Source organism: Binatus sp. (SeqCode) (genome assembly GCF_050013435.1).
In the GTDB taxonomy this organism is placed as follows: domain Bacteria; phylum Desulfobacterota; class Binatia; order Binatales; family Binataceae; genus Binatus.
Genome location: NZ_JBEKFG010000008.1, coordinates 57,294 through 75,442, shown reverse-complemented (window position 1 = coordinate 75,442; position 18,149 = coordinate 57,294). Strand labels below are relative to the sequence as shown.

Below are 18,149 nucleotides of genomic sequence, written 5' to 3'. Positions count from 1 at the left end.
TCACTCATCACTCCACCTCCGCACCCATCCATCGATCAACTTCATTCTACCTATATCGATCTACCTATATCGATCGACTTGTGCAGAGGTTCCCTAGCGCGTGGAGGAAAGGAAACAGGAAAAACGGCCCTCTCCTGAGCAAGAGAATGGACCTGGCCCCTCAGTTCCCCAACGTTCAGGCTGATGCCGCGTGATTTTCCTTCTCGCCGCCGCCGTCGACCTGAACAGCGAGCACTGGACACGGCGCTTGGCGCATCAGCTTTTCCGCCAAGCCCCCCAGGATCCTTTCGAGCAGTCCGCGCTGCGAGCGGGCCGCCACCACGATGAGATCGGCGTTCAGCTTTCGGGCAAGTTCCGAGATGACTTGGTGGACGATACCGAAATGGAGTTCGCTGGTGCATTTCGGGTATAGGCTGAGCGCGCGCTTCGCGAACCCCGCAAGCTTGTTTCGGGCATCCTCTGCTAGATGCTCCAGGAGCTTCGTTGGATCTGACGAGTGGCCTACCCCGTACGGCAAGGACTCAATGACGTGCACGAGTACGATCTCGGAGTCGTGCTCACGCGCGAGATCGATTGTACGCTCGAGCGCCGCGAGTGAGCGCCGCGAAAAGTCGGTAACCATCAGAATTCTTTCTGTTTTCATCTTCGTATCCCCTCACACATGCGGCCTCAAAGTCTCAGCTTGGCCTTAGTGCAGTGCGTCGAGGGCCAAGTTCAGCTTCAAAACGTTTACCCCAGGCTCTCCGAAGAAATCTCGGTAGATGAAGCTCGCTAGTTTTTCAGGTTATCGAGAGTTGAACTGAGTCCGTAGCGTTTGCGCCTGCGCCACAGCGTCGAGACATTGATTCGCAGCTTGTTTGCTGCGATTTCAAGCGTCGGGCTTTCAGCCATCACGCGGATGATATGTTCGCGCTCGATGTCATCGAGACTTGTCGATGGGGCAGCGGTCGAGCGTGGGTCGTTATAAAGCAGGTCAGGCAGATACTCAGGTGTCACAACGTCGCTCGGGCACAGAACGACCGCGCGCTCGATGACATTGCGCAACTCGCGGATATTTCCTGGCCATCGATAACGCACCAGGGCCGATGATGTTTCGGAAGAAAGACGCAGATTCGGACGGTGGTTACGGACGGTGGAGCCGGCAAGTATTCGAATCGTCAAGGGCAGAACGTCGCCCGGACGCTCGCTCAAGGCGGGAACTCGCAAAGTGATCACGCCAAGTCGATAGTACAGATCCTCGCGGAATCGTCGTGCCGCAACTTCCGAAACCAGGTCCTGGTTCGACGCGGCGATGATTCGAGTGTCGACTGTTATCGTGTTTTCACTCCCCATCCTTTCGAACGTCTGTTCCTTGATGAAGTGCAAAAGTTTGGTCTGAAGGGGTGCAGACAGATCTGCAATTTCATCTAGGAAGATGGATCCACCGTGCGCAGCTTCGAGGAGTCCGGGCGTGTCTTTGATTGCGCCGTCGAAAGCACCGCGCGTATGGCCGAACAACTCGCTCTCGAGAAGATGTTCAGAATGAGTGGTACAGTTGATGGTCACGAAAGGACATTCCGCGCGAAGACTCCATCGATGGATCTGATGCGCAAGAACGTGCTTGCCGGTACCGCTCTCGCCGGTGAGAAGAATCGTTGCGTCGCTGGTGGCGGCGCGCTGCGCCTTCTCCAGCAATCGTCGCATCACGGAGTCGTTCGATTCGAGCAACGGGACGACCTCGCCCGGTGTGCGCGGCATCAGACCACTCGGATCTTCAAGCGTTTCGTCCACAACTAGGAACTCGCCCATTGATCAGTTCCTGCGTTCAAACCCGACAACGTCGATGCGGAAGCCTTCGCCGCAGCTCAGCAGATCGGAATAAACCGTGCGCCCAAATAGTCGAGAGAACAGAGTCCGGCGGTCCCGAGTAATGAAGATCCGGCCTACGTTTAATTGCCGTGCTAACTGAAGTAGCTCGCCGACCACGTCGGACGATTCGAGCCGTACGATCTTCGCGCCTAAGTATCCGGCAAGGATTATGTCGTCGATCAGCTCACGAACCTGAGCCTTTCCAAATCGGGGGTGCGGCGAATTGGCGATGACCGCATAGAACTCGGCGCCATGTTCGCGCGCCGCCGCGGAGGCCTTGCGCAACAGTTCGCTGTTACCGGAACTACGGGCAGTTAGGCAGGCCATCACCGCCGTCTTCGTTGATCCATCCGGAGTTTGAACGACCGCCCGGAGGTGATTTCTGCGGTCACTCCCGGCCAGCTTCGCATTCGGCTGCGCCATCGAGTCGGCTCGCAAACACGATTGGGAGGAGGTGATGCCGGACATACCTTCCAACTCAGCATCAAGCGTGCCGCCTGCAATCATCAGAGCTGCCAAGGAGTTTTTTGGGCGGACAGCACCGACATTTCAAATCGCCCGATTCAGCTCATTTCAATATGAAATGACGCCTGACGGCGAAACTCGGCCGACGCATTTTTGTTCTTGAATTTGACAAGTGCTAAGAAGCCGCCGTTTGCTCCGCGCGACGATGGCCTCGACCTCTGCTTTTAGCGAAACTGCATAACGCGTCGACAAATCTCGAGAGATAGCGATCAGGTCGACTTTCGCGCTCAATCTCAGGGATCAGGTACTCGAAGACTGGAAAGGCAGGACATGGTCCTCGGTGAAAGGTGACTATGCGTTTGGAATTCTCGGGTTCGGGTAGACGCCTGCCCAACCCGTCCAAGGCAATGATCGAACCGCGCGAATCATTGATCCGAAAAATCCATCTGCACCGAACGCAAGTAGATAGATACGGCTGTGGGCGGAAGGACCCAGGTTTCTCAAGGGCCTCAATCGCGAAGTGATGGCGTGTTTCCTCCGCGGTGAAGGCCATCTTCCGCCTGGTGCGAGACGCGCCTTCCGGCGTCGCGGACGATGGCACACTTCCACCAATGGTGTTCTCGTGCGTGGTGTAGCGATCGAATGGATGCACTTGCATAGATGAGATCTCGTCCACCTTCGCGCCAAAGAGGGGCGTCATGAGGCGCGTCTGAATTTCTCGATTCGACTTCATATGCTTCGTCGAGCCATATTGCGGTGAGACTGCTAGAAACGAAGTTCTTGAGGCGTAGTCGCGAGCATGGCCTGAGCTCTCTTGCTGGCGATTCCAATATCCCTGGGTCCTGTAAACTCCGGGCAGAGCGAAACCAAAGCCCTCAACAAGCGAAGCTTCACCATGCTCGATTTGACCGTGGCTGGTAGACGCGGTCGGGGGAATTGCGAAGGTACCTTGACGCCGGGCATGGGCCTTCAGCAAACGTCTCAACCTGTCTTGAGTTTTCTGGCTCCGCCAACGGATTTCGATTGCGATCGATCGCTACGATCGAGCCGCGGTGCTCATTGACCAGAAACATCTGGCGGCATCGCACGCACAGATGGATATACGGCCGGTGTGCAAAGAAGCCGGGCTTCTTGAGCGCTAGGGTCGCAAAGTTATGCTTCATCTCTTCTGGCGAAAAAGCGCTACCAGAGTATTGGGGCCTTACCGAGTTATGCATTCGATAGAACTCGCGGTAACCATTCGTTGAAACTAGCAACGGCATCTGCATACCAATTTTCGCAACAGGCGCTATGAACCTAATAGAAGAAAAAATACGACGCAGCGTCATGGTTGCTTTCATGGCTTCTGCTCACACGCCTCAAATCATTGACTTCATGCTAAAGCAATCCTTGCGCCAGAGGCGGTCGCGATGGCGCACCAGATTGGGTCCATAGAAAAGCCGTGCAAGCCTTCAGGATTTCCGCTTTTGCGCTTTGTATTCGGACGGGTTCGGCGGCGGGACATTTCAAAATTAAAACTCGCCTCGTTTAAAAATTAATTGTTCTGCACGCGAACGGCTTAAGGAAATCCTTTTGAGAACAGGGTTTTTTCCTCGGCACGCGCCATGCATTTACTCTCAGACGACGTGCCGAATCGCTGGTCGGCCAAACCTGAGTGCGAAGATGAAAAGAATCGAATTAGTAATCGATGTCGATACTCTCGACCGCTTCACGGAAGCCGCCAAAGCCTTGAACTTGTCCGACTTCGACGTGACTGAAATTCGGCGCCTGCCGGGTTCCTTCAGCCGTGAACGCCAGCGGCATTACCGCGGTCGCGAGTTCGTCCTCGACCTGGTCGAGCGTCTCAAGATCGACCTCACAGTTGCGGACGATGCCGCTACGCAAATAGCGCGGGAATTGATCGAGAGTGTTCGTCCAGAAAGTGTCGCCATCCTCAGGTTAGATCATCCAGTCGTTGTGACTGGTGAGGCCGCCGCTCGCTCGACTCGTATCGCTGCTGTTCCAAACCCTCCGGCATCGGCCCCCGCGCGCTGATTGCGCAGTGATTGAGTGACTACGGCGAGCATGGTTCCGGCCGCGCGGATCGCGACTCTAGATCGGACCCTGCGCAGGATGGGCCGCACCTGCGATCGAAGATAGGTGGTGGTTATGCCTGTTGGTCTATTACTGCTCTTTGCGTTGGTTGGGCTTGTCCTCTATTTCGATCGAGGCGAGTATCACCAGAATAAGGTGAATGATATTCGATCCTCCGACAAATGACCTTACCCAACAGAATCTAACATTTCAGCGTCTACATTCGATCGAAATCTGCGATAGATGCCGACCTTGCCATTGGCTACAAAAGGCGAGCACGCGGCATTGTATTCGTGTCGCACTCTTACTTCCGACATTTAATTTTTAATTGCGATCAAACGAGGTTGACCAGCACTTTAGCAACCGCATGCGATCAAGGCATCTCGGCGGGAATTGCGGTTACTTATTGCCCATATTCTATTTGACTTCTTGGGGAGCACACATCTTGCTTCAGGGGATCGAGACTGGGCCAATAAGACGGCCCACGAGAGGAAAGAATGAATATGTGGTTGCTCCCAATCTCGATGCTGCTAACAACCGCTCTGCTTGCTATTCCACTCAGCCGTTATCTCGCCTGGATCATGAATGGTGAGTACAAAGCTCCGGGCTTCCTGAAGTGGTTCGAGGATCGACTCGACACTGGCAATCTGAATTGGAAGCAATACACGGTAGCGTTGCTCGTCTTCAACGCTCTCCTGTTCACGTACAGCTATGTGATCATGGCGATTCAGCCGTGGATGCCGCTCAATGAATTGCACCGTGGGATGTTGGCGCCGACGACGATGGCCCACGCCGCGATGTCGTTAAGTACCAATACCGACCTCCAGCACTGGTCAGGTGACGTTCACTTCTCCAATTTCTCCCAGATCTTCGTGATGATCGCGAATTTCTTTTTCTCGGCATCGATCGGCTTTTGTGCCCTTGCTGCGATCATCAGGGCCCTTCGCTTTGGACCCGACAAGGTCGGCTCATTCTTTCTCGACATGTGGCGCGTCATGATTTACATGTTCCTGCCTGTCGGCTTTGTCTTTTCACTGATCTGCCTCCAGCAGGGCATGCCGATGACCTTCAAGTCCGCGCACATTGTGCCCACGCTGGAACCGGCGGCGATGGGAACGACCGATAGTGGCCAGGCGAAGCAGCAGACAATCGTCGTCGGCCCTCTCGCCGCGTTCATTCCGATGAAACAGCTCGGGACCAACGGAGGCGGATTCTTTGGCGCCAACTCAGCACATCCGTTCGAGAATCCAACGGCGCTTACCAATTTTCTCGAAAGCGTCGCGATGATGCTGTTCCCAATGGCGCTCGTCCTAATGTACGGGCGGATGCTCCACAAATTGAAACACGCCTGGGTCATATTTTCTGTCATGATGGGGCTGATGATCGGCACGGTCGTCTGGACGGTCTATTTCGATACCTACAAGCCCAATCCCGGTATCACGGCCCATCCCCAAGAACGACATTTCGAGATCGCCACTGCCAGTGGGAAGAAACCTGTGGTCTTGCCGGCGGTCGCAGGGCTCCCGGTAGATCAACATCTGGGAAATCTCGAGAGCAAAGAGCTGCGCTTCGGAACCTCGGCAGGCGCGACCTTTGCCGCGATGACCGTGGACGTCACCTGCGGCGCCGTCAACTGCGCCCACGACAGCCTCAACCCGATGGCCGCTATCTCGCCTATGGCAGGCATGTGGGTGAACTGCATCTATGGCGGCAAGGGCGTCGGCATGATCAACATGCTCGTCTTTCTGATCATCGGTGTGTTCGTCGCCGGGCAGATGGTCGGTCGCACGCCGGAGTATCTAGGCAAAAAGATCGGCGGCCGGGAGATGAAGCTCGCGATGATCGGTCTGCTGATTCATCCGATCATGATTCTGTGGCCGACCGGTATTTTTGCGGCTACTAGCTGGGGGCAGAAGGCCGAGTTCAATCCGGGACCCCACGGATTCTCCGAGATAATGTACGAGTTCTCATCGGCGTCCGCCAACAACGGTTCGGGCTTCGAAGGTCTCGGCGATACCTGGGGTCTTAACGACAATCCCAGCCCGGCCCCGACGAGCCGTCCATGGGATATCGCGACGGTCATAGTCATCTGCCTTAGCCGTTTTATTCCGATTATCGCTCCTATCGCACTCGCTGCGGGCATGGGCGCGAAGAAGGCTGCGCCGTTCGGGTTAGGGACCATGCGTGACGATACACCGACGTTTGCCTTCCTTTTGACGGGCACGATTGTGATCCTGGGTGCGCTGCTATTCCTGCCGGTTGCGGCACTCGGCCCCGTCGCGGAACATCTCGGACCGCTGCCCTTTGGTGGATAGCGAATTGTCTCGTATCAACGATTTAGGCTCAGACGGACGGATCATTTTTGGAGGCACGCACTATGGATCTTTGGACTTGGATACCGCTTACTTTCGGGCTCGGCATCGCGGTGTTGGGACTATGCTTCGCCTTCCTCTACGCCTGCGAGCAAATCTAAATCAACGAGGTTAGTCATGATCTACGTCACCGCCGCCGCCTGTGTCTTTCTCTTCGTGTACCTGACCGTAGCACTGGTTCGCCCGGAATGGTTCTAGAGGAATCCGCCTTTGGGTCGGATGCGCCAGGCGCATAGATGGATCGCTAGACAAGAAGTACTGAATCGAGGAAGTCTCGAAAATGGAAGCTGTAAGGAACATACCTATGCCACCCGAACTGAATATCGTGCCTCAGCCGCCCGTGCCGCCGCGACGATCGCGAGCCCAGGCTCTGTTCGCGCCGGAGCATATGTGGCCGGCGATCAAGGATGCATTCCTGATGCTGCGGCCCGACGTTCAGTGGCGCAATCCTGTCATGTTTGTCGTCGAAATCGGCTCGGTATTAACGCTCCTGTTCATCATACAGGCGGTTCTTAGTCAATCGGTGAGCCAGGTTCCGATCAGCTATTTCATTGCACTGGACTTCTGGTTGTGGCTGACGGTGCTGTTCGCAAATTTCGCTACCGCGCTCGCCGAAGCTCGCGGGCGTGCCCAGGCGGAGTCACTGCGCAAGGCGCGCAAGGACACTCCCGCCTATAGGCTCAAGGGCAAGGATTTTATCGAGGAGGTTTCGTCCGCCGATCTGAACCCCGGCGACCGGGTCGTGGTCGAGGCTGGCCAGATCATCCCCGGTGACGGCGAGATTATTGAAGGCTTCGCGTCAGTCGATGAGTCCGCGATAACCGGCGAGTCAGCCCCCGTTATCCGCGAATCAGGCGGCGATCGTTCGGGCGTGACGGGCGGGACGCGCGTTCTTTCTGACCGGATAATCATCAAGATTACGGCCGCCACAGGAGAGTCGTTCCTCGATCGCATGATTGCTCTCGTCGAAGGCGCGGTTCGTCAGCGCACGCCAAACGAAATCGCACTGAGCCTGGTGCTCACCGCCTTCACGCTAATCTTCCTAATCGTTGTCGTGCCACTGTGGCCAATGGCGCTCAATGCCGAGATCTATATGATGGGCTATCTCGGAATCACAGAACCGCTGAAGAGCCTCGGCACGGACGTTCCCACCCTGGTGGCGCTGCTCGTATGCCTGATTCCGACAACGATCGGTGCTTTGCTGGCCGCGATCGGAATCGCCGGCATGGACCGTGCCCTTCAGGCGAACATTCTGGCCAAGAGCGGCAAAGCGGTTGAGACCGCAGGTGATATCGATATCGTGCTGCTCGACAAGACCGGCACGATCACGATGGGTAATCGGCACGCGACTGATTTTGTGTCCGTCGGGAAATACGCTGCTATACAGGTCGGACGTCTCGCTGCACTTGCCTCGATCGCCGATGAAACGCCCGAGGGAAAGACCATCGTCAAACTCCATTTCGACCATGGCGGAACTCCAGCGGATGTAACGGCTCCGAAGGGCGCCGAGTTCGTTGCATTTTCCGCGCAAACCCGCATGAGCGGTGTCAATCTTCCTGATGGCCGCCAAATCCGCAAAGGCGCGCCGGACGCGGTAATCCGCTTCGTAGAACGTCAAGGCGGGACCGTTCCAGCTGATCTACAGCCCACAGTCGAAGAGATCGGCTCTCAGGGGGCTACCCCGCTCGCTGTCGCCGATGGCGCCAATATCGTCGGCGTCGTCGTACTCTCAGATGTTCTGAAGACCGGCATCAGCGAGCGCCTGGAACGCCTGCGCCGGATGGGCGTGCACAGCGTCATGATCACGGGCGACAATCCGCTCACCGCCGCGACGATCGCGAAGAGGGCAGGAGTCGATGACTTCGTAGCGCAGTGCACGCCCGAATCGAAACTCGCTTACATCCGCAAGGAGCAGGCCGACGGCAAGCTCGTCGCGATGATTGGTGACGGCACCAACGACGCGCCGGCGCTGGCTCAGGCCGACGTTGGCCTTGCGATGAACTCGGGCACTCAGGCCGCCAAAGAAGCTGGCAACATGGTCGACCTCGACAGCAACCCGACCAAGTTGCTGGAGATCGTTGAGATCGGCAAGCAGCTGCTGATGACGCGAGGAGCGTTGACTACCTTCTCGATCGCCAACGACGTCGCGAAATACTTTGCGATCGTGCCTGCGCTATTCGCCGGGACGCTACCATGGCTGAAGGCGATGGATGTCATGCACCTGCATTCACCGACATCGGCTATTCTTTCGGCGGTCATCTTCAACGCGATAGTCATTCCGCTACTCATTCCGGTCGCTCTGCGCGGAGTGCGCTATCGCCCACTGGGTGCCGATGCGCTGCTGCGTAGAAACCTGCTGGTTTGGGGTTTGGGCGGTGTCATTCTGCCATTCGTCGCAATCAAGCTGATCGACATGATCATGGTCGCAGCACACCTGATCTCTTAATGGGAGGCATCGAGAGGTAAAGCCATGTCACGCTATTTTTCGAAGAGTTTATTGCTATTCCTGTTCGTCGTTCCGACGGTCTGCATAATCTACCCGGCGGTGCTCTGGGCGATTGGGCAGGTTTTCTTCCCCTTCCAGGCCAACGGCAGCATCGTCAATGGCCCGGATGGGAAGCCGGTCGGCTCGGTGCTCATCGCGCAGCCGTTCACCAAGGATGAGTATTTTCAGCCGCGGCCGTCGGCGGCGTCATACGACGCATCGGCGTCGGCACCCTCGAACCTTTCCGCTTCGAACTACGCTCTGCGCGATCGTGTCGCGCGTTCGCTTGGTCCGATCGTGGTATACAGCGACGGCCCGAAAAAGGGTCAGCAGATTGCGCCGGATATTGAGGCCTGGTTTCAGCAGGACAAGTTCGGCGGACAGCCGCACATCGTCGCGCAGTGGGACGATGCTCACAATGAACTCGCGACAGGCTGGGTGAGTGCCGATCCGACACACGCCGCATACGTTGACGACTGGACCAAGAAGCATCCGAACGAAGTATCTAAGTGGAAGAAGGACAATCCCGGCACGCCGGATCCAAAGGCCGCTGATCTGGCGGTGCTCTTTTTCGAAACGTTCTCGAAAGAGAACCCTGGCAAGTTCCCCTCGGCCGTTACTCACCAAGGCGCTGGCGGAAAAACAACTACCGCAATTGAGCCCGTTAATCAGGGTTCGGATATCCAGTCGATCTTCTTCGACATGTGGCGTCAGGAGCATGCCGATGCACCCCTGCAGGATGTCCCGGCCGACATGGTAATGGCGTCAGGCTCGGGTCTCGATCCTCATATCAGTTTGCAGAACGCCGAGTATCAATTGGATCGCATTTCCCAGAAGTGGGCTGCCGATACCAAGCGCGATCCGAAACAGGTTCGCAGCGAGATTGAGCAGATGGTCGAAGCCAACGCGGGAGCCCCGTTCGGCGGGCTCTTCGGTGAGAAGTTCGTCAACGTGCTTCAGCTCAACCTCGAACTGAGAAACAAATACGGGCAGCCGCAATAGACCCACAAAGCGGACCTCGGGTAATATGGGGAATGAGGTCCGCTTGTACGTGCAAACTCTCACCTAGGGCGCCCATCGAGATCCGCGATTCCGATTCGTCCTCTCTAGCTTGCCGCCCGGCAATGCAAAATGAAGTTTCGCAGGCTTTTCATTTTGATAGCTTTGGGCTCCGCTTCCGCCATTCCAGAAGGAAACACACGGCTAATTTGTTAGGCACAGCCCTTGCTCTGTACTCCTTCGGAGAACATTCGTAAGGAAAGGGAAACTGATCACGGGACTGAACCGGCCAATTTTCATTTCAAAAATTCCAGAAAGGTAAGGAATCACACATGATGGACATAATCGTATTGATTTCGACGGTGGTGTTTTTCCTGATCGCGCTCGCCTACGTACAAGGATGCGAGAGTCTATGAACGCAGAGAATTTCTTGGGGTTGATATGCGCTGTCGCGCTGACAGTCTATCTGGTTTACGCGATGTTACATCCTGAGAAGTTGTGACAGGACCAATCGAACCATGAATTCAAATGCAATCATTCAGATCGCGCTCTTCTCCCTGATCATTATCGCGATCAGCGTTCCGCTCGGCCTTTACATGGCGAGGGTGTTCGCGGGAGAGCGCACTTTCCTGGATCCGGTACTTGTGCCTGCAGAGCGGTTTATCTATCGGCTGTGCGGCGTTGAACCAGCGACGGAGCAGACCTGGATCGAATACGCGACATCGCTGTTACTTTTTAGCCTGGTCGGAATGGTAGTGTTATACGCACTCCAGCGTTTGCAGGGTTTGCTGCCACTTAATCCGCAAGGGCTAGGCGCAATTTCGACCGATTCGTCGTTCAATACTGCGGCTAGCTTTATCACCAATACCAACTGGCAGAGCTACACCCCTGAGACAACGATGAGCTATCTGACTCAGATGGCTGGGCTCGCCTTCCACAACTTCGTCTCGGCAGCGGCAGGTCTTGCCCTCGCGATCGCGGTGATTCGCGGCTTTGTGCGTCGGGAGATGAAAACTCTCGGAAACTTTTGGTACGATCTGACCAGAGCAACCCTGTGGGTTCTCGTGCCTATCTGCGTGGTGTTCACGCTGATTCTGATCTGGCAAGGAGTCCCTCAGAACTTCAGCGCGTACACGCAAGTTAAGACTCTTGAGCATGCCACTCAGACGATTGCCCAGGGTCCTGTGGCGTCGCAGATCGCGATCAAGCAGCTCGGCACCAATGGCGGAGGTTTTTATAACGCCAATTCAGCTCATCCTTATGAAAATCCTACTGGACTGACCGATTTGCTTGAAATGCTCGCGCTTTTCGCGCTGGGCGCAGGCTTGACTCATACCTTTGGAAAAATGGCAGGAGACAGGCGGCAGGGCTGGGCGCTGTTTGCCGCGATGGGATTGCTTTTCTTGATGGGCGTAACAGTCGCGAACTGGAGCGAACAGCGTGGCAACCCTCAGTTTGCGAAGCTGGGTATCGATCAATCCGCAACCGCAACCCAGAGCGGCGGTAATATGGAGGGCAAGGAGGTCCGCTTTGGAATCGTCGATTCCGCGATCTGGGCGACGGCCACCACGGACGCATCGAACGGATCGGTTAACTCCATGCATGACAGCTTCACCCCACTAGGTGGACTGGTGCCGCTGCTGAATTTGCACTTGGGAGAAGTCGTCTTCGGGGGAGTAGGAACCGGTCTCGCCGGCATGATCGTGATGGCGGTGCTGACCGTTTTCATCGCCGGTCTGATGGTGGGCCGGACGCCGGAGTATTTAGGCAAGAAGATTCAATCTCGAGAAATGAAATTGGCGATGCTCTATATCCTAATCTTTCCCGCGGTAATACTTCTGCCAACGGCTGTAGCAGCCACCAACAAATTGGGACTTGCTGGAATTGCGAATCCGGGACCACACGGCTTTTCTGAAATTTTGTACGCCTACAGCTCCTGTGCCGCAAACAACGGATCTGCATTCGCGGGCCTGAGTGCTAATACGCCTTTTTACAACTGGACTCTCGGGTTCGTGATGCTCTTCGGGCGGTTCATGATGATGATTCCGGTGCTGGCTATCGCCGGTTCACTAGTACACAAGAAAGCGGTACCAGAGAGCGCCGGCACATTTCCTACTAACGGAAGCGTGTTTGTGGTTCTGCTGATCGCGGTCGTATTGATCGTTGGCGCTCTGACCTTCTTTGCCAGCTGGGCTCTCGGCCCAGTTGTCGAACACCTGGCGATGATGGCGGGACACCTCTACTAGGACGACGGAAGAATATCCATGAGTGATCGAAAAGTACCTTCTCTTTGGGATCGCAACATAGTCCGAGTCGCGCTGGGTGACTCGTTGCGAAAGCTCGACCCGCGCGTCCAGATCCGAAACCCCGTGATGTTTGTGGTCGAGGTCACCGCATTGGCGGTGACGATTATTCTCGTCCGCGATTTCTTCGGCGCCCGAAGCAGCCTGGCGGGTTTCGAATTCCAGATCGCGATTTGGCTATGGTTCACCGTGCTGTTCGCCAACTTCGCCGAGGCTATGGCCGAAGGGCGCGGCAAGGCACAGGCTGACAACCTGCGCAAAACCCGCACCGAAACCAAGGCCAAGCTCGTTACGGCGAGCGGCGAGATTCAAATCGTTCCTGCGACGGCGTTGCGACGTGGCAACATCGTTCGGGTCGAAGCCAGCGAGGTAATACCGGGCGACGGCGAAGTCATTGAAGGAATCGCCGCGGTGAATGAAGCGTCAATCACTGGCGAATCCGCTCCGGTTATCCGGGAAAGTGGAGGTGATCGCAGCGCCGTCACCGGTGGAACCACCGTGATTTCCGACTGGATCAAGGTTCGAATTACCGCTAATCCCGGCGAGACTTTCCTCGACCGGATGATTGCCCTCGTCGAAGGCGCGGAGCGCCAGCGAACGCCCAATGAGATCGCACTTAGCATTCTTCTCGCGGGGTTGACTCTAGTATTCATACTGGTTTGTGTAAGCCTGCAGCCCTTTGCGCTCTATGGTGGCACTATACTGTCGCTACCAGTCCTGGTGGCGCTGCTGGTCTGCTTGATCCCGACGACTATTGGCGGATTGCTCTCGGCCATCGGCATCGCCGGCATGGATCGGCTCGTACAACATAATGTGCTCGCGATGTCGGGGCGCGCGGTCGAAGCGGCGGGCGATGTAGACACCTTGCTCCTGGACAAGACCGGCACTATCACTCTCGGTAATCGGATGGCAACCGAGTTCATACCCATGCTCGAAGTGCCAGTCGAGCGGCTCGCCGACGCGGCCCAACTCGCCTCGCTCGCGGACGAAACAGCGGAGGGCCGCTCCATCACTGCATTGGCCAAACGTGACTTCAATCTGCGCGGACGCGAATTCGCCGACAAGGAAGCGCAGTTCATCCCGTTCTCGGCGACGACGCGGATGAGCGGCGTTGATCTGAACGGTCGGCGAATCCGCAAGGGTGCGACGGACCAGGTCGTCAAGTTTGTCGAGGGTAATGGCGGCACGCTGCCTGCGGAGCTGGCGGGAATCGTTGAGCGAATCGCACGGAGCGGCGGCACTCCATTGGTCGTCGCCGAAAACTCTAGCGTTCTCGGTGTCATCCATCTCAAGGACGTTATCAAAGAAGGTATCCGTGAGCGCTTCGCGCGGCTTCGGGCAATGGGCCTGAAGACCGTCATGATCACTGGCGACAATCCGCTCACGGCGGCCGCGATTGCTCACGAGTCCGGCGTAGATGAGTTCCAGGCCGAAGCCACACCCGAGACCAAACTGCGGCTCATTCGCGAGGAGCAAGCCCAGGGCAAGCTGGTCGCGATGATCGGTGACGGCACCAATGACGCTCCAGCACTGGCACAGGCTGATGTTGGAATCGCCATGAATGCCGGCACTCAGGCGGCGCGCGAAGCCGGTAACATGGTCGATCTCGACTCGAACCCGACCAAGATCATGGAAGTGGTCGAAATCGGAAAACAGTTGCTAATCACACGCGGAGCGCTGACCACTTTCTCGATAGCCAACGACGTAGCCAAGTACTTCGCGATCATACCGGCGATGTTCCTGCTTGCGTATCCGGAATTGCAGGCGCTTAATATCATGCACCTCAACAATCCGCAGAGCGCTATTCTGTCAGCGGTTATCTTCAACGCACTAATCATCATTGTGCTGATCCCTCTGGCTCTGCGCGGCGTGCAATACCGTCCGCTGGGCGCCGCCGCAATTCTGACTCGCAACCTGCTAATCTACGGCGTGGGCGGGCTCATCGTTCCCTTCATCGGAATCAAACTGATCGACGTAATCGTTGTGTCGCTGCATCTTGCGTAGGAGACCATCGCGATGCGTGAATTATGGATTTCCATTCGAATGACCGTCATTTTGACGCTGCTCCTGGGCCTCCTTTATCCGGTCGCGATGACCGCCATTGGTTACGCGATGTTTCCGCGCCAGGCCGAAGGGAGCCTTCTCGCGCAGGATAGCACAATCGTTGGCTCCGAGCTGATCGGCCAAAGCTTTGCTTCAGCCAAATACTTCCATAGCCGGCCGTCCGCGGCGGGCAACGGCTATGACGCAACCAGCTCGGGTGGTTCCAATCTTGGTCCTACTAGCAAGGCTCTAATGGACTCTGTTGGTAAGCGGATCAAGGATGTGACGCAGAGCGAAGGCGTGCAGGCTTCCCAGGTCCCGATCGATCTGGTGACTGCCTCGGGCAGCGGCCTCGATCCCGATATCAGTCCTGCTGCCGCCGATCTGCAGGCCGAGCGCGTCGCCAAGGCCCGCGCAGTCAACCCTGACGCCGTGCGCCAACTTATTCAGGACAATACGCACGGCCGTTGGCTCGGGCTTTTCGGAGAGCCTGGGGTAAACGTGTTGAAGCTAAACTTGGCCCTCGACTCGCTGCACTAGCATCAGACGCTAAAGCCGCAAGTCCGAGGTATACGAAGATGAAAATCGAAAGAATTCTGGTACCAACTGACTTTTCGCGGCGCTCGCTTGCAGCGCTCGAACGCGCAATCGACCTCGCGCGTGAGCACTATTCAGAGATTGTACTCGTGCACGTCATCGAACCCCTGCCGGACGCAGCAGGCAGCTGGTCAGATTCAACTCAGTTCCTGGAGCATTGCGCAGAGGACGGCCGAAACCAGCTCGCCCGGTTAGCAAAGCGTGCGGTCGCCCTGTATCCAAAGTGCACCGGCGAAGTTCATTTCGGTATCCTCCACGAGGCCATCTCGGAGCTTGCCCGAAAGCTGAATGTCGACCTGATCGTGGTGGCAGCTCGCTCGCACCACGGATTCTTCGAGAGGATTCGGGTAAGCCTGGCGGAAAGGCTCCTGCGACAGGCGCCGTGTCCAGTGCTCGCTGTCCATGTGGGCGGCGGCATCGACAAAGAGAATCACGTTTCCGCCCGAATAAACTGAAGGGCGGCTCCCGGCGCAAACGCCGGGGGGCCGCTGGCACTGGGTTAGGTTCCCTCTATGGATGCCACAGCCAATATTGGTGAAAATGGCAGGACGGCGGCAATCCTGGATGCCCTCGACGTCGCAGCGATTCTGATAGACCTCGACGATGTTGTTACCCATCTCAATGAGCAAGCCGCACTGATACTTGGTATTGACCGGCACGAAATCCTCGGCCGTTCGTTCTACGACCTCGAAAGCAACAATAGTCACTACGTGCATGTCCGAGCCGCCCTGCAACGCGTCCTCGGCTATCCAAGGGGTGAGCAGCAGGCAGAAGTGATCCTGCACGTTCGCGGACGCGATCATGCGTACCTGTTGAAGGCCGCACCGCTGGATCTCGATGGTGGCGCTGCGTTTGGCACAATGATCACTCTTCATGACGTGACTTATCTTCGTGACAAGGAGAGCGCGCGCACGAACTTGATCGCCACGCTTTCGAATGAACTCAAAACGCCGCTCACATCGCTGTCGCTCGCAATCGAATTGCTTCAGAGAAAAACGTCCGATCCGAAGCAGCATGAAATCATCGAGACGGTGGTCGAGGATTTGGCTCGCATCCGCGATTTGTCCGATGGTCTTTTGAACGTCACGCGCAATGAAACCACTTCGATCGCAGTCCGGAGCGTCACGTTTGATTTCGCCAGGCTCGTGGCCTCGGTTACGAAAAAGTTTTTGCTGCAGGCCGCACAGAAGGAAGTCGCGCTCAGGACCCATGTTGAGAGAGCCCTGGACTGCTACGGGGATCCGGTGAAGCTCTCGTGGGTGCTATCGAGGCTAATCGCCAATGCGGTCAGCTTCACTCCGGAGGGCGGATCAGTCGAGGTCTCGGCTGGCCGGGACGGACAATCGCTACGAATATCAGTTTCCGATTCAGGGCGCGGAGTACCGATCGAGCTTCGCGACGTCCTCCTCGAACAATGTCCCCAATGGAAACCGGAAGGGCTTGACAACGGATACGCGGGACTCAGCCTTGCCATAGCCAAAGAGATAGTCGAAGCGCACGGCGGCAGGATATTTCTCGATTCCTCCACAAAAGGAAGTACCTTTGTTATCCAGCTACCTCACGCGCGGTGCACCTAGATGGCAAAACTCCTCGTCGTTGACGATGAAAAAAACATCCGCGAGACCCTCGGGCACTTCTTGGGTTCACGGGAGCACGAGATTGCCATAGCCGAAAGCGGACGCGAGGCGCTCGCCCTGATGGATCGCGATGGGGCGTTCGATCTCGTTCTGAGCGATTGGCGAATGGCCGAGATGAACGGCCTCGAGCTGCTCAACGCGATCAAAGCAAAATTTCCGACCACGATCGTGATACTGATGACTGCGTACGGCACGATCCAGAATGCTGTGGCCGCGATGAAAGCCGGCGCTTACGACTACGTCACCAAGCCATTCTCGCTCGATCAGATTCAGCACGTGGTCGACCGTGCACTCGAAGTAAAGGAACTGCGCACCGCAAATCGAGCCCTTCGAAATTCGATCGATGGCGTACCGCTGCTAACAACCGGGAGCCATGAATTCCGCTCCCTGATAGAGACTGCTCATGCTGCGGCGTCGAGCGACGCGACAATCCTGCTTACTGGGGAGAGCGGCACCGGCAAGAACGTTCTCGCGCGGCAGATCCACGAATGGAGTTCACGCCGCGAGCGGCCGTTCGTCATCGTCAATTGCACGACGCTTTCGGAGCATCTGCTGGAAAGCGAGCTCTTCGGGCACATGAAGGGTTCTTTTACGGGTGCGATCAAAGACAAGCCCGGGCGCCTTGAAGCGGCAAATGGCGGTACGGTATTCCTCGACGAAATCGCGGAGCTATCGCCCGGGTTGCAATCCAAGTTCCTCCGTTTCTTGGAGGATGAGCGTTTTGAACGCGTGGGCGGAGAGCAGACCATCAAAGTCGATGCCCGTATCATCGCAGCAACCAACCGCAGTCTTTCGCAGGAGATCAACGCCGCGCGGTTTCGCAGCGACTTATACTATAGATTGAATGTCATCAGCCTCCGCGTGCCCGCATTGCGCGAACGGCCCGAAGACATCTTGCCGCTCGCCGAAATGTTTCTCGCCGAGACTGCCGCTCGCAATAGCCGCATCGGATTGCAGTTTTCGGACGAAGCTCGCAAAACTCTGGTCGCCTATTCATGGCCGGGCAACATCCGCGAACTGCGCAATGCCGTCGAGCGCGCAGTCGTGCTGAGCCGCGGCGCGACGCTGCGCAAGGAAGATCTGCCCGACATCCTTTTTCAACCGAGCGCTCCGCGCAACGGAAACCTTCCCGAGCAATCCACGCTCGAGCAGATCGAGCAGGAGCACATCCGGCGCGTGCTCGCATTGGCGCCAACTCTCGAAGATGCGGCGGCGACCCTAGGCATCTGCATCTCGACCCTGTGGCACAAACGGAAACGGTATCATCTCGATTGAGCCAATAGCGGCCGGCAAGGATGTTACATGTGTGTATCGCAGGGTTCGAGAC

Annotated in this window: 14 protein-coding genes; 11 read left to right on the top strand and 3 right to left on the bottom strand. The window is 56.7% G+C overall.

What is annotated here, in order from left to right; all coding sequences use genetic code 11:
* Positions 1-175: 175 nt before the first annotated feature.
* The 3 genes from ABSB13_RS03015 to ABSB13_RS03005 all read right to left on the bottom strand — a co-directional run bounded on the left by ABSB13_RS03015 (position 176) and on the right by ABSB13_RS03005 (position 2,367).
* Positions 176-643, bottom strand: coding sequence for a universal stress protein (locus ABSB13_RS03015; RefSeq protein ID WP_428105399.1), 468 nt, complete (start codon positions 641-643; stop codon positions 176-178).
* 128 nt (positions 644-771) lie between these two features.
* Positions 772-1,788 carry a sigma-54 interaction domain-containing protein gene (locus tag ABSB13_RS03010; protein ID WP_428105398.1) on the bottom strand — a complete coding sequence of 339 codons (1,017 nt, stop codon included), beginning with the start codon at positions 1,786-1,788 and terminating at the stop codon, positions 772-774.
* A 3-nt stretch (positions 1,789-1,791) separates the two neighbouring features.
* Positions 1,792-2,367 carry an adenine nucleotide alpha hydrolase family protein gene (locus ABSB13_RS03005; protein WP_428105397.1) on the bottom strand — a complete coding sequence of 192 codons (576 nt, stop codon included), beginning with the start codon at positions 2,365-2,367 and terminating at the stop codon, positions 1,792-1,794.
* Positions 2,368-3,975: 1,608 nt separating this feature from the next.
* On the opposite strand from ABSB13_RS03005, the gene ABSB13_RS03000 reads away from it, so the two are divergent.
* From ABSB13_RS03000 to ABSB13_RS02950, 11 genes are all read left to right on the top strand, one after another.
* Positions 3,976-4,347, top strand: a complete 372-nt coding sequence (locus ABSB13_RS03000; protein WP_428105396.1) for a hypothetical protein — start codon at positions 3,976-3,978, stop codon at positions 4,345-4,347.
* Positions 4,348-4,889: 542 nt separating this feature from the next.
* Entirely contained in the window at positions 4,890-6,701 is a 1,812-nt protein-coding gene (gene kdpA, locus ABSB13_RS02995; protein ID WP_428105395.1) for a potassium-transporting ATPase subunit KdpA, read from the top strand.
* A 361-nt stretch (positions 6,702-7,062) separates the two neighbouring features.
* A complete protein-coding gene (gene kdpB, locus ABSB13_RS02990) occupies positions 7,063-9,204 on the top strand; it encodes a potassium-transporting ATPase subunit KdpB (protein WP_428105393.1) in 2,142 nt (713 codons plus the stop codon).
* 24 nt (positions 9,205-9,228) lie between these two features.
* A complete protein-coding gene (locus ABSB13_RS02985) occupies positions 9,229-10,245 on the top strand; it encodes a potassium-transporting ATPase subunit C (protein WP_428105391.1) in 1,017 nt (338 codons plus the stop codon).
* Positions 10,246-10,642: 397 nt separating this feature from the next.
* A complete protein-coding gene (gene kdpF, locus ABSB13_RS02980) occupies positions 10,643-10,744 on the top strand; it encodes a K(+)-transporting ATPase subunit F (protein ID WP_428105390.1) in 102 nt (33 codons plus the stop codon).
* A gap of 16 nt (positions 10,745-10,760) precedes the next feature.
* Complete coding sequence (kdpA, locus tag ABSB13_RS02975; RefSeq protein WP_428105388.1) at positions 10,761-12,488, top strand: potassium-transporting ATPase subunit KdpA; 1,728 nt, start codon at positions 10,761-10,763, stop codon at positions 12,486-12,488.
* Positions 12,489-12,506: 18 nt separating this feature from the next.
* Complete coding sequence (kdpB, locus tag ABSB13_RS02970) at positions 12,507-14,549, top strand: potassium-transporting ATPase subunit KdpB (RefSeq protein ID WP_428105387.1); 2,043 nt, start codon at positions 12,507-12,509, stop codon at positions 14,547-14,549.
* 12 nt (positions 14,550-14,561) lie between these two features.
* Positions 14,562-15,128 carry a potassium-transporting ATPase subunit KdpC gene (gene kdpC / locus ABSB13_RS02965; RefSeq protein WP_428105386.1) on the top strand — a complete coding sequence of 189 codons (567 nt, stop codon included), beginning with the start codon at positions 14,562-14,564 and terminating at the stop codon, positions 15,126-15,128.
* Positions 15,129-15,166: 38 nt separating this feature from the next.
* Positions 15,167-15,640 (top strand): universal stress protein, encoded by a 474-nt coding sequence (locus tag ABSB13_RS02960; protein WP_428105384.1) that lies wholly within the window; start codon positions 15,167-15,169, stop codon positions 15,638-15,640.
* Between the two features lie 57 nt (positions 15,641-15,697).
* On the top strand, positions 15,698-16,762 hold the full coding sequence (locus ABSB13_RS02955; RefSeq protein WP_428105383.1) for a sensor histidine kinase: 1,065 nt from the start codon (positions 15,698-15,700) through the stop codon (positions 16,760-16,762).
* Positions 16,763-18,097, top strand: a complete 1,335-nt coding sequence (locus ABSB13_RS02950) for a sigma-54-dependent transcriptional regulator (RefSeq protein ID WP_428105381.1) — start codon at positions 16,763-16,765, stop codon at positions 18,095-18,097.
* Positions 18,098-18,149: the final 52 nt, after the last annotated feature.